This is a genomic window from Pseudomonas sp. USTB-Z (assembly GCF_019691255.1).
Taxonomy (GTDB): Bacteria; Pseudomonadota; Gammaproteobacteria; order Pseudomonadales; family Pseudomonadaceae; genus Aquipseudomonas; species Aquipseudomonas alloputida.
In genome coordinates this window covers 309,983-322,588 of sequence record NZ_JAECZP010000002.1, presented here as the reverse complement: position 1 = coordinate 322,588, position 12,606 = coordinate 309,983, and the positions used below count along the sequence as shown (strand labels likewise).

The window sequence follows — 12,606 nt, the reverse complement described above, 5'->3', positions numbered from 1 at the left end:
ATGTCCGATTCGTTATCCGCCCCGCAGCCTGCCGGTCTGACCTGGCTCTCTGGCCAGGCGTTGCTGCGCCTGGTCATGCCGACGCTGTTCGCCGCCGTTCTACTGTTCTTCGCGTTGAAGGCACCCGGCTTTCTCACTGTCGGCAACCTGTCCAGCCTGTTATTGAACAATTTTGTGTTGCTGGCCATTGTCGCCATCGGCATGACCTACGCCATCGCCGCGGGTGGCATCGACCTGTCAGTCGGCACTGCGCTGGACTTCTCGGCGCTGACCTTCGTCCTGCTGCTCAATGCCGGCTTCGGGCTCTATGTCGCGATTCCCGGTGGGCTGCTGGCTGGCAGCCTGGCCGGGTTGTTCAATGCCGGGCTGATCGCCGGGCTGCGTATTTCCCCTTTTCTGGCCACCCTTGGCACGCTGTTCATTGGCAGCAGCGTGCAAAAGCTGCTTTCCGATGGCGGACAACCGATCTACCTGGAGGCGCAGGTGCGCAGCGGCTTGGCCAGTGAGCGCTTGCTCGGCGTGCCGCTACCCTTGCTGCTGGTGGCACTGTTGGCGCTTGTGTATGGCGTGGTATTGGCGCGTGGCCGCTTAGGCCGGGAGATCATCGTCCTTGGCAGCCAGCCACTGGTGGCGCGTTATTCGGGCCTGGCGCAGCGACGTATCGCTGCCCTGGTGTTCATCGCCAGTGCCTTTGCCAGCGCGCTGGCGGGCATCCTGCTGCCGGCCACGGTGAACGCCTACGCGCCGATGTCCGGCAATGCCTTCCTGATGAATGCCATCGGTGCGGTCTTCATCGGTGCCACGCTGAGCCTGCACAACCGGGTCAACGTACCCGGTACACTGCTCGGTGTGCTATTTCTCAACGTCACGGCCAACGGTCTGCTGCTGATCGGCTGGAATTTCTTCTGGCAGCAGGTGGCCACCGGCGTTCTGATTCTCTCGGTTCTGCTGTTCAGTTTTGCCAGTCGGCGGCTCGGCGCTGGCTAGTTCTGGCGTTTCGGGCGAAACGCCAGTGCCGTGACGAGGCCTGGGGGTGTGCCCCAGGCCATGCTTTCAGGACTGCTTGGCACCGCCACCGATCTGCCAGACATAGGGCGGTTCGCTGCCATTGACGTGCCAGTCGCCGATGATGCGTTCCTTGTAGATCACCGGGTTGTGCGAGGCGGCAGTACGGGCGTTGCGCCAGTGGCGATCGAGCTGTTTGGTGGTGCTGGTACCGGAGGCGCCGAGGGTGTTGAACAGGTCGCTGGTGGCACGCAGCACCCATTCGATGGCCGCCACCTGGGCCTGGGCCGATTCCAGTTCGGCGGCGATGTTGGCCTTGCGCTCGGCGTTCTCGTCATTGCCGAAACGCGCCAGGTAGGCTTGCTGCGCGGCCTCGCTGGCGCGCAGGGTACCTGCCTCGGCGGCGTAGATCAGGCCGGAGGCCTTGCCGATAACCTGCAATACCTGTGGATCCTCGCTTACCGCTGCGCCATTGCCATGGCTGAACACGCGCGTGCGCTTGCTGGTTTCCTGGCTGAAGTCACGCACGGCGGCGCGGCCGGAACCGACGATGACGGCGAGCAGCACCAGTTGGTAGAAGGCCGTCTGGTATTTGAAGCGGGTGGCGAAGTCGATGATGTTCTCTTCCTCGACCACCGCGTTCTCGAACACCGAGGTGCCGCTGCCGGTGGTGCGCTGGCCAAAACCATCCCAGTCGTCGCTCTGGGTGATCCCGGGTTGGTGGGTACGGATCGCTGCGATCACGTCGCCACCGGTGTCGTCTCGGCGGGCGAACAGGTCGATCCAGTCGGAGAAGAGGCTGCCGGTGCTGTAGTACTTGGTGCCATTGACCACCCACTGATCACCCTGGCGCGACACCCGGGTGCTGACGTCGCCGATCTTCACTGCGCCCACCTCCGTCCAGGCGCAGCCCACCAGATCGCCGTCGACGAAGCGTTTGAACCAGACGTCCTGTGGGGTGCTGGCATGGGCGTTGAGGCGGTCCTCGACAAAAGCAAAATGCCCGCGCAGTGCCTGCGGCACATTGGAGTCGGCTTCGGCCAGTTCGATCAGCAGCTGGAACAACTGTGGCAGGGAAGCGCCGGCACCGCCCTGTTCGACGGGTACACGCACGGCGCCGAAGCCGGCGTCCTTGAGCCACTGGATGGGCTCATGGGGCAGGGTGCGGTTGCGCTCGCGTGCCACGCTGGATTCGGCGATGCGGGTAAAGATGGGGCGGAAGCGGGCGGCAAGGGATTCGTAGTGGGTACCGGTAGACAGGTGGGGCAGTGGGGCTTGGGCGGTCATCGCAGTTCTCCTCGATTGATGCGATTGCTGACGGTGACGCTCTCGCAAACTTCGTGCCTTGCAGTGAATGCCTTTTAAATCAACGGGTTGTGATCATTCTGGTGGGGCGGGCTGTTCGCTCGCCGACAGCTTGCTGAATGACTGTTGGTGGGCGGTCAATTGCGTTTTCCGGGGCAACTGTTGGCCGAGGGTCAGTGGTTCAACAGCTTGTTGGCCAAAAGACAGTTCAGGCTGCTAGCGCTAGCGTTCAACTACTTGAATTTAAAGGTTTATATGGATTGGCACGGTTGCTGCTGAAGCTCCCTCAGGTAATGCCCGCTGGGCAAGGAGGGATGAGCATGAACGCACGTGTTATCAGGGTCGTGGTGGTGTCCGGCAGCCTGCGGGCCCCGTCACGCACCCATGGTCTGCTGCAGGCCCTGGTGGAGCGGCTGCCGGCCGTGTTGCCGAAGCTGGAGGTGCACTGGGTGCGCATCGCCGAACTGTCCGCCAGCCTGGCCGGTTCGCTGGAGCGCGATAGCGCCTCGGCTGACCTGCAACCGCATTTGCAGGCGATCGAGCAAGCCGACCTGCTACTGGTCGGCAGCCCGGTGTATCGCGCGTCCTACACCGGTTTATTCAAGCACCTGTTCGACCTGGTCGATTACCAGTCGCTCAAGGGCGTGCCCGTGGTGCTTGCCGCCACCGGTGGTAGCGAGCGACATGCCTTGATGATCGATCACCAGTTGCGCCCGCTATTCGCTTTCTTCCAGGCCCACACCCTGCCGTACGGCCTGTACGCCAGTGTCGAGTCTTTCGACGATCAGCGCCTGGCTGACCCTGCGCAGTTCGAACGGATCGAGCGGGTACTCGATACCGTCGTCGCCTTCTTTCATATCCCGGTCGCCCGCGCGGCCTGACTTTCCGAGTTACAGGAGACATCGCCATGAGCCAACCGATCAAATTCGCCTACTGGGTTCCTAACGTCAGCGGTGGCCTCGTTGTCAGCAAGATCGAACAACGCACTAGCTGGGACATCGATTACAACCGCAAGCTGGCGCAGATTGCCGAGCGTTCCGGGTTCGAGTACGCGCTTTCGCAGATCCGCTTCACCGCCGGCTATGGCGCTGACAACCAGCACGAGTCGGTAACCATCAGCCACGCGCTGCTGGCCGCCACCGAAAAACTCAAGGTGATCGCCGCGATCCTGCCCGGACCCTGGACGCCGGTATTGGCAGCCAAGCAATTGGCAAGCATCGACCAGTTCACCGCGGGCCGCATCGCCATCAACGTGGTGTCCGGCTGGTTCAAGGGCGAGTTCCGCGCCATCGGCGAGCCATGGCTGGACCATGACGAGCGCTATCGCCGATCCGAGGAGTTCATTCGTGCCCTGAAGGGCATCTGGACCCAGGACAATTTCAGCTTCCACGGCGATTTCTACCGTTTCAACGACTACACCCTCAAGCCCAAGCCGCTGCAGCACCCGCACCCGGAAATCTTCCAGGGCGGGAGCTCGCGGGCCGCGCGCGACATGGCCTCGAGGGTCTCCGACTGGTACTTCACCAATGGCAACAGTGTCGAGGGCATCAAGACCCAGGTCGACGATATCCGCACCAAGGCAGCGGCCAACGGGCATTCGGTGAAGGTCGGGGTAAACGCTTTCATCATCGCCCGCGACACCGAGGAAGAGGCCCGCGCGGTGCTGGCAGAGATCATCGCCAAGGCCGACCCGGAGGCGGTCAACGGCTTTGGCAGTGAAGTCAAGAACGCCGGTGCGGCCAGCCCGGAAGGCGAGGGCAACTGGGCCAAGTCGACCTTCGAAGACCTGGTGCAGTACAACGACGGCTTCAAGACCAACCTGATCGGTACGCCACGGCAGATCGCCGAACGCATCGTCGCGCTCAAGGCGGTCGGCGTCGACCTGATCCTCTCCGGCTTCCTGCACTTCCAGGAAGAGGTCGAGTACTTCGGCAAGCATGTGTTGCCGCTGGTGCGCGAACTGGAGCAGGAGCAGCATGCCTCCCTCGCTGTGGCCTGAGGTGCGCGGCCATGCACGAGGCGCTCGCGAACAACCTGCCGGCCAGCTTGCTGGCCCGCGCACATCAACGTGGGGCGGACGTTGCGTTGCGCCACAAGCGTCTAGGCCTGTGGCAGGCGCGCAGCTGGGCGCAACTGCTGGCCGAGGTGCAGGGGCTGGCCACCGGGCTGCGCGAGGCCGGCTTCGCGGCCGGCGACAGTCTGCTGATCGTCAGCCGGCCGCGCCCTGAGGCGCTGCTGGCAAGCCTGGCGGCGCAGTGGCTGGGCGGCGTCGCGGCACTGCTCGACCCGCTGATGCCCGACGCGGAGCAACTGACGCTGTTGCGTGAACTGCAGGCCGGTTTCGTCTTTGCCGAAGGTCAGGAGGAGGTCGAGCGGGTGCTGGCGAGCGGTCATGTGCCAGCATTGCTGTTCTACGCCGATGGCCGTGGCCTGGCGGATTCCGGGTTGCCGAATTACGCTCGCCTGGCCGCGCAGCTGCCCAATCCTGCCTTGGCGGTGCAGGCGCAGAGCGAGCGCCCAGCGTTCAGCTTTCACCGGCTGGATGCCGATGGCCAACTTCAGCAGCACGGGCTCAGCCATGCCGAGGTGCTGGGCGAGGGGCGTCGGCTGGTCGAACAGGAGCGCCTGACGGCGGCCGAGGAAGCCTTGGCCTCCCGCAACTTCGCCACCAGCGGCCAGGCCCGCTACCTGCTGGCGCCTTGGCTGCTGGCAGGCTTTCGGATGAATTTTCCGGAGAGCCTGGCGACCCGCGACACCGACCGCCGTGAACTCGGCCCGACCCTGGTACTCGGCACCCACGACAGCTACGGCCGCCTGTATGCACTGGCGCAGCAGCGTCTACCGCTGCCGGGCAGCCTGCTGCGGCGCGGGCTGGACTGGGCGCTTGACGCGCGCGGTGGGTTGCTGCGCAACGGCCTTGGCCAGGTGTTGCTGCGTCGGCCGCTGCGCGATGTGCTGGGCCTGAGCCGCACCCGGGTGCCGCTGCTGGTCGGTGAGGCCCTGCCGGGCGAGGTGCAGGCGTTCTTCGCCGCCCTTGGGGTGGCGCCGCGTATCTGGCGGGAGGCGCCCCGCTGGCAGGCCGTGCGCAGCCCTCGTTCATCCCTCGCTGCTCGGTCGCAAAGCCGGGTTCAGCCCGTCTGAGGAGTGTTCATGTCGAATTCCCCGTTGCTGGAACTGGAGGGCATCAGCCTGTCGTTCAAGGGTGTAAAGGCCATCAGCGACATCGGCTTCAGCGTCGCCGAAGGCGAGATCTGTGCGCTGATCGGGCCCAATGGCGCGGGCAAGAGCTCGCTGCTGAACATCATCAATGGCGTCTACCGGGCGCAGCAGGGGCGTATTCGTTTTGCCGGGCAGCAGCGTCGGGTGATGCACCCACATGCAGCGGCACGCGACGGCATCGCTCGCACCTTCCAGAACATCGCGCTGTTCAAGGGCATGAGCGTGCTCGACAACGTGCTCACCGGGCGCAACCTCAAGCGCCGCAGTTCCTGGCTGGAGCAGGCGTTGCGCATCGACCGCGCGCCGGGCGAGGACGATCGCCAACGCGCCGCCGCCGAGCGGGTCATCGAGTTTCTGCGCATCCAGCCGTGGCGTGACGAAATCGTTGGCACCTTGCCCTATGGCCTGCAGAAGCGGGTCGAGCTGGCCCGTGCGCTGGCCGCCGAGCCGCGCCTGCTGCTGCTCGACGAGCCGATGGCCGGGATGAATGCCGAGGAGAAGCGCGAAATGAGCCGCTTCATCGTCGAGATCAACCGTGAGTTCGGCATGACGGTGGTGCTGATCGAGCACGACATCGGCGTGGTCATGGGCATTTCCCACCATGTGGTGGTGCTCGATTACGGCCGCAAGATCGGCGACGGCTCCCCCGAGCAGGTTCGCCGCAACCCCGACGTGATCGCGGCCTATCTGGGTGTCCGCCCGGCGGCAGCTTCGGGGCTGTTCCCACACAGGAGCGCGACATGGCATTCTTTTTCGAAGTGCTGATCGGTGGCCTGCTGGCCGGGGTGATGTACTCCCTGGTGGCCATCGGTTTCGTACTGATCTACAAAGCCAGCGGTGTGTTCAACTTCGCCCAGGGGGCGATGGTACTGTTCGCCGCGCTGACCTTCGTCAGCCTGCTGGAGCGCGGCGTGCCGTTCTGGCTGTCCTTTCTCGTCACCCTGGCGACGATGATCGCCCTGGCGCTGCTGATCGAACGGGCGGTACTGCGGCCATTGGTGGGGCGTTCGCCGATTACCCTGTTCATGGCCACGCTCGGCCTGGCCTACATCATCGAGGGCGCCGCCCAGGCCCTGTGGGGCGCTCAGGTTCACGGCCTGGAGCTGGCCATCAGCGACGCGCCGCTGGAGCTGGGTGGCCTGCTGCTGTCGCAGTTCGACCTGTTCGCCGCCGCAACGGCGGCGGCCCTGGTGGTGCTACTGTCCTTGCTGTTCAACCGCACACGCATCGGCCTGGCGCTGCGTGCGGTGGCTGACGATCCCCGCGCGGCGATGAGCGTCGGTATCCGCCTGCCGAGGGTGTGGGCGGTGGTCTGGGCGGTGGCCGGGTTCGTCGGGCTGGTCGCCGGGCTGCTCTGGGGCGCGCGCCTGGGGGTGCAGTTCTCGCTCTCGCTGGTGGTGCTCAAGGCCCTGCCGGTGCTGATCATCGGCGGCTTCACCTCGATCAGCGGGGCGATCGTCGGCGGCCTGATCATCGGCGCTTCGGAGAAGCTCGCCGAGGTGTACCTCGGGCCGCTCATCGGCGGCGGCATCGAAAACTGGTTTCCCTATGTGCTGGCCCTGCTGTTCCTGCTGGTGCGTCCGGCTGGGCTGTTCGGCGAGCGCGCCATCGAGCGAGTCTGAGGAGCGTCGATCATGCTGTATCGAGAAGCGGGCCAGTTCAGCGTGCGTTACGCCGACGACCGACGATTCTTCCGCCTGCGCCAGGATCGGCTGGGCCTGGCGGCCTTGGTCCTGTTCGCCTTCATCGGCGTGCCACTGCTGGGCAACGATTACTGGTTCAGTGCCATCCTGATCCCATTTCTACTGCTGTCGCTGGCCGGCCTAGGGCTGAACCTGCTGACCGGTTATGCCGGGCAACTGTCCCTGGGTTCGGCGGCGTTCATGGCAGTAGGTGCCTTCGCAGCCTATAATTTCGAGCTGCGCGTGGCGTGGCTGCCGCTGCTGGCCAGCCTGCTGCTCGGCGGCCTGGTGGCGGCGCTGGTGGCCGTGGTGTTCGGCCTGCCAAGCCTGCGCATCAAAGGCTTCTATCTGCTGGTGTCGACACTGGCGGCGCAGTTCTTCGTGCCATGGGCGCTGACCCGCTTCAGTTGGTTCAGCAACGACAGTGCCTCGGGGGTGATCAGCGCGCCGCCGCTGCTGATGGCCGGGTATGACTTTTCGTCGCCGGCCGGGCGCTACATGCTGACCCTGGCGGTGGTCAGCGCGCTGTTCTGGCTGGGCGCCAACCTGGTGCGCAGCGAGCTGGGGCGCAACTGGATGGCGGTGCGCGACATGGACACCGCCGCCGCAGTGATCGGCATCCCCCTGTTGAAGACCAAACTGCTGGCTTTTGCCATCAGCGGCTTCTACCTCGGCGTGGCCGGTTCGCTCTGGGCCTTCACCTACCTGGGCACGGTGGAGCCACACGGCTTCGACCTGAACCGCTCGTTCCAGATCCTGTTCATCATCATTATCGGCGGCCTGGGCAGCATCCTCGGGAACTTCCTCGGCGCCGCCTTCATCGTGCTGTTCCCGGTGCTGCTGTCGAACCTGGCCGGGTTGCTGCCGACCGGGCTGATTGATGCCGGACAGATAGAGAACCTACAGAAGATGGCCTTCGGCACGCTGATCATCATCTTCCTGATCAAGGAACCGGAGGGCCTGGCGCGCCTCTGGCAACGCTTTCGCGAGCGCACTCGGCGTTGGCCGTTGCGCCACTGAGCGAACCTTCGCACCGGGCTTCGCCCGCCTTATGTCACTGCCCACTGATTTGTAAAGGATAACCACGATGTCGACCCGATCCGTCCTCGGCCGCCTGGCGCTGGCCGTGAGCCTGGCGGCCGGTGCACTCAACGTGCACGCGGCCAACGAACAGTATTTCCCCCTGCAGAGCTACCGCGTTGGCCCCTATGCCGCAGGTGGCACCGGTTTCTTCGGTGGTTTTATCGATTACCTCAAGTACGTCAACGCCCAAGGCGGCGTGAATGGTGTCAAGCTGACCTGGAGCGAGTGCGAGACTGAATACGTCGTGGAGAAGGGGGTGGAGTGCTACGAGCGCCTCAAGGGTGGGCTCAACGGCGCACCGGCTGCCGCCACCAATCCGCTGTCGGTGGGTATCGCGTATGCCACCCTGGAACGCTCCACGGCCGACAAGCTGCCGCTGATCACCATCAACCATGGGCGTACCGACTCCACCGATGGCAGCGTGTTCCCTTACGTCTTCCCGCTGCAGCTCAATCCCTATTCCGAGGTATCGGCCATCGTCAACTGGATCGCACAGCAGGCAGGCGGCGAGCAGGGCCTCAAGGGCAAGAAGATCGTCACGCTCTTTCACGGTTCGCCCTATGGCAAGGAAACCAACGAGGTGCTGCAGGCCCTGGCGGACAAGTACGGGTTCGAGTTGACCCTGCTGGAGGTGCCGCACCCCGGCAACGAGCAACAATCGCAGTGGCTGAACATCCGCCGCCTGAAGCCGGACTGGGTCATCCTGCGCGGCTGGGGCGTGATGAACCCGGTGGCGCTGAAGACTGCGCAGAAGGTCGGTTTCCCTGCCGACCGTATCATCGGCAATATCTGGAGCAACTCCGAGGAAGACGCGGCGCCTGCCGGTGCCGCGGCCAAGGGCTTCATCGCCATCACCACGCATCCGTCCGGTACCGACTTCCCGGTGCTGCAGGGCATCGAACAGGCGGTGGTGGACAAGGGCCAAGGCGACCTGGCCGATCCGAAGCGCTTCGGCACCGTGTACTACAACCTCGGCGTGGTCAACGGCATCCTCAACGTCGAGGCATTGCGTCTGGCTCAGGAGAAGTTCGGCAGGCAACCGCTGAGTGGCGAGCAGGTGCGTTGGGGCTTCGAACACCTGAACCTGGACGATACCCGCCTGCAGGCACTCGGTGCCAAGGGGCTGGTGCAGCCGCTGAAACTGTCCTGCTCCGACCATGAAGGCGGTGGTGCGGTGCGCTTCCAGCAGTGGGACGGGCAGAAGTGGAAACTGATCAGCGACTGGGTACAGGCCGACCGCGCGTTTTTGCGGCCGATCATCGAGGCCTCGTCGCATCAATATGCCAAAGAGAAGGGTATCACCCCGCGTGATTGCAGCCAGGAAGGCTGATCGCGCGGGCAGGGCCGGTGGCGTCCCCCCGGCCTGTCTTCAGCCCTGCGCAGTTCGGGCGCCGCCGCGCACCAGGCCCACACCGGCTCAAAGGTTGGGGGCTGCTTCCAGTCTGTTGCGATTGCCGCCATTTGGCGCGGCCATGCGCTTCTGTCCTTCGCAACCCTCCTCGCGCAGTTGGCAAGGGGGGGCAATCGTTCGTGGCGGCCTCTCAGATTGATAGTTGTATCGCCCGCTCAGGGCGCATCTGGGGCTCTGGCCGGCGCCGATTGACCACCAGTTCGCCGATGGCAATCAGTCGGGCGCGGGTGATGTTGCGGCTCAGACCCAGCAGACTGGCCGTGTGCACCTGGTTGCAGTGGCAGAAACGATAGGCACTGCGTAGCAGGGTGTCCTCGACCTTCTCGTGCAGGCTGCCGGCCTGCTCCTCGAACAGGCGCTGAAAGGCGCGCAGCAACTGCTCTTCGGCGCTTTCGGCGGTGCTCACCGGCGACTTGTCCTGGCGCTCGATGCGCAGGTGCGACAGGCGCAGGTCGTCGTCCTGCACCAGGCCATTGCGGCACACCAGCAGGGTGTGGTGGATGACGTTTTCCAGCTCGCGGATGTTGCCGGGCCAGTCGTAGCTCACCAGCTTGCGTTCGGCCTCGGGGGACAGGCGCACTTCGCCGTAACCCAGGCGGTTGCAGTAGGTCTTGATGAAGTGTCGGGTCAGCGGCAGGATGTCGCCCGGGCGTTCTCGCAGCGGGTAGAGTTGCAGGCTGACCACGTTGAGGCGGTAGTACAGGTCTTCGCGGAAGTTGCCGGCAGCGATGGCCTTGTCCAGTTGCACGTTGGTGGCGGCGACCACGCGCACGTCGATGGGGATGCTCTTGCGCGAGCCCAGGCGCACCACTTCACGCTCTTGCAGCACGCGCAACAGCTTGACCTGGATGGCCATGGGCAGGTCGCCGATTTCGTCGAGGAACAGTGTGCCGCCGTTGCCCTCCTCGAACCAGCCGGCCTTGGCCGCCAGGGCGCCGGTGAAGGCGCCTTTCTCGTGGCCGAACAGCTCGGCTTCCACCAGCGACTCCGAAAAGGCGCCACAGTTCACCGCGACGAAGGGGCCGTTGCGCCGTCCGCTGAGGTTGTGTATGTGGCGTGCGACCAGCTCCTTGCCCGTGCCGGTCTCGCCGATGATCAGGACGCTGGCCTCGCTGGGGGCGACCTGTTGCAGGTGGGCGAGCAGCGCCTGCGATCTAGCGTCTTCGAAGACCTGTGCGGTCGCCCGGATCGAGGTGGCCAGTGACGGCGAAGGGGGGAGGGTCAGCAACTGCATGGCGATTCCTATGAGTAGAAAGATGGGGTGGGTCGCGTCTGGCTCAGTGCCCACTCACCCAGCTCGTGGAGTTTGTAGTCCAGCGGGTCGTGCAGGCTCTGGGTACGCAGGTTGCGCCAGTAGCGATCGAGGCGCAGCGAGGCGTGGGTCGCGCGTGCGCCAGTGACCTCGAACAGGCGGTTGCAGATGTCCAGGCCAGTGCGTGCCGCCGCCACCTTGGCCGTGGCGATGGCCAGCGCCAGTTGCGCACGCTCTTCGGCGCCGAGCGCGTGCTCCTTGTGCCAGGCCGCGTCGAGTTGCGTAGCGGCGCGCTCCACCAGCAGGCGCACGCCTTCCAGACCGACCCAGAACTCGCCGTAGTGGCGCAGGATGTAAGGGTCTTCGCTGACATGTCGGGCTTTGGAGCGGAACCACGGGCGGCCTTCCTTCAACGTGTAATGGCGGGCCTCTTCCAGAGCGCCTTCGGTGATACCAAGGAATACGTTGGCGAAATGCAACTGGGCGATCAGCGGGCGCAGGCTGGCGAAGGGGGTGCTCAGCGGGCCGGGGTCGAGAAGCATCTCGTTCTCTTCGACGCGCACGCGCTCAAAAGTAGCGCTGCCGCTGTCGGTCTGGCGCTGGCCCATGTTGTTCCAGTCATCATGCAGTGTGATACCGGTGCGGCCGCTGGGGATGGCAGCGATCAGCAGCTTGCCGCCAGCACTTTCATCGACTGCCGAGGCAATCAGCATTTCCGAGTCGCTGGCGCCTGAGCAGAAACTCTTCTTGCCGGAAAACTCGTACCAACCGTCGAAGCGAGTGAGTACGGTGCGGCTGTCCAGGGGGTTGAGCGCATTGCCCCAGAACCAGTTCTTGCGCGCGGTCTGCTCGAACCAGGGTTGCCACTGATCGCGGCGGGAGAACAGGCGTACGGTAGCCAGCATAAGGTGCTGAAAGCCGAAGACGTGGGCGATGGAACTGTCGACCCGGGCGAATTCGCGCACCACCTCCAGGGTTTCGCTCCAGCTGGCGCCGAGGCCGCCGAACTGGGTGGGTATGCTCAGCGCCAACAAGCCGCTCTGGCGGATAGCGTCGCGCTGGGCCTTGGGTGTGCCGCCGGCCTCGTCGCGCTCGACGGCGGTTTCGGCGAACGCCGTCGCTAGGCGACGTGCAGTCTGCAAGGGGCTGAGCACGGCAGGTCGTAGAGGGGTTGTCACTCGGCATTCCTCGCTGGCGGGTGGGGAGGGCGGATTGGGGGGCGTTTCATAGCGGCTCCTCAGGCAATTTGCTCAGCACATGCGCTTGGCGGTGGAAGAGGGCTGCGGTGCGTTCTGCGGCTAGCGGGATGCGGGCCTGCAGAGGCTGGAAGAAACTGAACAGCGGGTGCAGCTGCAACAGCACTTGGGATTGGCCGGAGGTAGGCAATGACGTTGGCATCAGAAACTTCAACCCTCCAGCACGGTTACCCCGATTCATCGCGGGTCTGATGAAAGTATAAAAGTGGATTTATATCTCTAAAAATAATAAAAAATAATATTTATATTCCCGCATGGAATACTTAGTCATTGCAAATGCAATGGCAGCACAAGGCTGCCAAAGCTTTCGTTCACGAAGACCGCAGGCGTGTTCTTCGCTGTTTCCCACACAACAGCAGCCATGCAACGTTGCTGCCTCCTCAACACCATGCT

Annotated in this window: 12 protein-coding genes; 8 read left to right on the top strand and 4 right to left on the bottom strand. The window is 64.4% G+C overall.

Annotation, left to right across the window (positions count from 1 at the left end):
* Window positions 1-987, top strand: a complete 987-nt coding sequence (locus tag I8746_RS03450; protein ID WP_047602957.1) for an ABC transporter permease — start codon at window positions 1-3, stop codon at window positions 985-987.
* A 66-nt stretch (window positions 988-1,053) separates the two neighbouring features.
* Here I8746_RS03450 and I8746_RS03445 read toward each other — a convergent pair whose 3' ends face one another.
* On the bottom strand, window positions 1,054-2,292 hold the full coding sequence (locus tag I8746_RS03445) for an acyl-CoA dehydrogenase family protein (protein WP_014756372.1): 1,239 nt from the start codon (window positions 2,290-2,292) through the stop codon (window positions 1,054-1,056).
* A gap of 338 nt (window positions 2,293-2,630) precedes the next feature.
* Between I8746_RS03445 and msuE the strand changes: the two genes are divergently transcribed.
* From msuE to I8746_RS03410, 7 genes are all read left to right on the top strand, one after another.
* A complete protein-coding gene (msuE, locus tag I8746_RS03440) occupies window positions 2,631-3,191 on the top strand; it encodes an FMN reductase (RefSeq protein WP_221100156.1) in 561 nt (186 codons plus the stop codon).
* 26 nt (window positions 3,192-3,217) lie between these two features.
* Window positions 3,218-4,309: a dimethylsulfone monooxygenase SfnG gene (sfnG, locus tag I8746_RS03435; protein ID WP_003253974.1), complete on the top strand. Its 1,092-nt coding sequence runs from the start codon at window positions 3,218-3,220 to the stop codon at window positions 4,307-4,309.
* Window positions 4,310-4,320: 11 nt separating this feature from the next.
* Window positions 4,321-5,451, top strand: a complete 1,131-nt coding sequence (locus I8746_RS03430) for an AMP-binding protein (protein ID WP_221100155.1) — start codon at window positions 4,321-4,323, stop codon at window positions 5,449-5,451.
* Between the two features lie 9 nt (window positions 5,452-5,460).
* On the top strand, window positions 5,461-6,294 hold the full coding sequence (locus tag I8746_RS03425) for an ABC transporter ATP-binding protein (protein WP_221100154.1): 834 nt from the start codon (window positions 5,461-5,463) through the stop codon (window positions 6,292-6,294).
* Window positions 6,270-7,151, top strand: coding sequence for a branched-chain amino acid ABC transporter permease (locus I8746_RS03420; RefSeq protein WP_012052698.1), 882 nt, complete (start codon window positions 6,270-6,272; stop codon window positions 7,149-7,151). Before I8746_RS03425 ends, I8746_RS03420 begins: the two co-directional genes overlap by 25 nt.
* Before the next feature lie 12 nt (window positions 7,152-7,163).
* Window positions 7,164-8,231 carry a branched-chain amino acid ABC transporter permease gene (locus I8746_RS03415; protein WP_012052697.1) on the top strand — a complete coding sequence of 356 codons (1,068 nt, stop codon included), beginning with the start codon at window positions 7,164-7,166 and terminating at the stop codon, window positions 8,229-8,231.
* A gap of 67 nt (window positions 8,232-8,298) precedes the next feature.
* Window positions 8,299-9,624, top strand: a complete 1,326-nt coding sequence (locus I8746_RS03410; RefSeq protein WP_012052696.1) for an ABC transporter substrate-binding protein — start codon at window positions 8,299-8,301, stop codon at window positions 9,622-9,624.
* Between the two features lie 211 nt (window positions 9,625-9,835).
* On the opposite strand, the gene I8746_RS03405 is transcribed toward I8746_RS03410, so the two are convergent.
* From I8746_RS03405 to I8746_RS03395, 3 genes are read right to left on the bottom strand one after another with little or no spacing between them, the layout of a single operon-like run.
* Complete coding sequence (locus tag I8746_RS03405; protein ID WP_003253968.1) at window positions 9,836-10,939, bottom strand: sigma-54-dependent Fis family transcriptional regulator; 1,104 nt, start codon at window positions 10,937-10,939, stop codon at window positions 9,836-9,838.
* An 8-nt stretch (window positions 10,940-10,947) separates the two neighbouring features.
* On the bottom strand, window positions 10,948-12,135 hold the full coding sequence (locus I8746_RS03400) for an acyl-CoA dehydrogenase family protein (RefSeq protein ID WP_004576530.1): 1,188 nt from the start codon (window positions 12,133-12,135) through the stop codon (window positions 10,948-10,950).
* Window positions 12,136-12,181: 46 nt separating this feature from the next.
* Window positions 12,182-12,355: a hypothetical protein gene (locus I8746_RS03395; RefSeq protein WP_003253966.1), complete on the bottom strand. Its 174-nt coding sequence runs from the start codon at window positions 12,353-12,355 to the stop codon at window positions 12,182-12,184.
* Window positions 12,356-12,606: the final 251 nt, after the last annotated feature.

What these genes read in the sequence shown, in the direction of transcription:
- I8746_RS03450 (WP_047602957.1), top strand. Translation starts at nt 1, where the DNA reads ATGTCCGATTCGTTATCCGCCCCGCAGCCTGCCGGTCTGACCTGGCTC.
- I8746_RS03445 (WP_014756372.1), bottom strand. Translation starts at nt 2,292, where the DNA reads ATGACCGCCCAAGCCCCACTGCCCCACCTGTCTACCGGTACCCACTAC.
- msuE (WP_221100156.1), top strand. Translation starts at nt 2,631, where the DNA reads ATGAACGCACGTGTTATCAGGGTCGTGGTGGTGTCCGGCAGCCTGCGG.
- sfnG (WP_003253974.1), top strand. Translation starts at nt 3,218, where the DNA reads ATGAGCCAACCGATCAAATTCGCCTACTGGGTTCCTAACGTCAGCGGT.
- I8746_RS03430 (WP_221100155.1), top strand. Translation starts at nt 4,321, where the DNA reads ATGCACGAGGCGCTCGCGAACAACCTGCCGGCCAGCTTGCTGGCCCGC.
- I8746_RS03425 (WP_221100154.1), top strand. Translation starts at nt 5,461, where the DNA reads ATGTCGAATTCCCCGTTGCTGGAACTGGAGGGCATCAGCCTGTCGTTC.
- I8746_RS03420 (WP_012052698.1), top strand. Translation starts at nt 6,270, where the DNA reads ATGGCATTCTTTTTCGAAGTGCTGATCGGTGGCCTGCTGGCCGGGGTG.
- I8746_RS03415 (WP_012052697.1), top strand. Translation starts at nt 7,164, where the DNA reads ATGCTGTATCGAGAAGCGGGCCAGTTCAGCGTGCGTTACGCCGACGAC.
- I8746_RS03410 (WP_012052696.1), top strand. Translation starts at nt 8,299, where the DNA reads ATGTCGACCCGATCCGTCCTCGGCCGCCTGGCGCTGGCCGTGAGCCTG.
- I8746_RS03405 (WP_003253968.1), bottom strand. Translation starts at nt 10,939, where the DNA reads ATGCAGTTGCTGACCCTCCCCCCTTCGCCGTCACTGGCCACCTCGATC.
- I8746_RS03395 (WP_003253966.1), bottom strand. Translation starts at nt 12,355, where the DNA reads ATGCCAACGTCATTGCCTACCTCCGGCCAATCCCAAGTGCTGTTGCAG.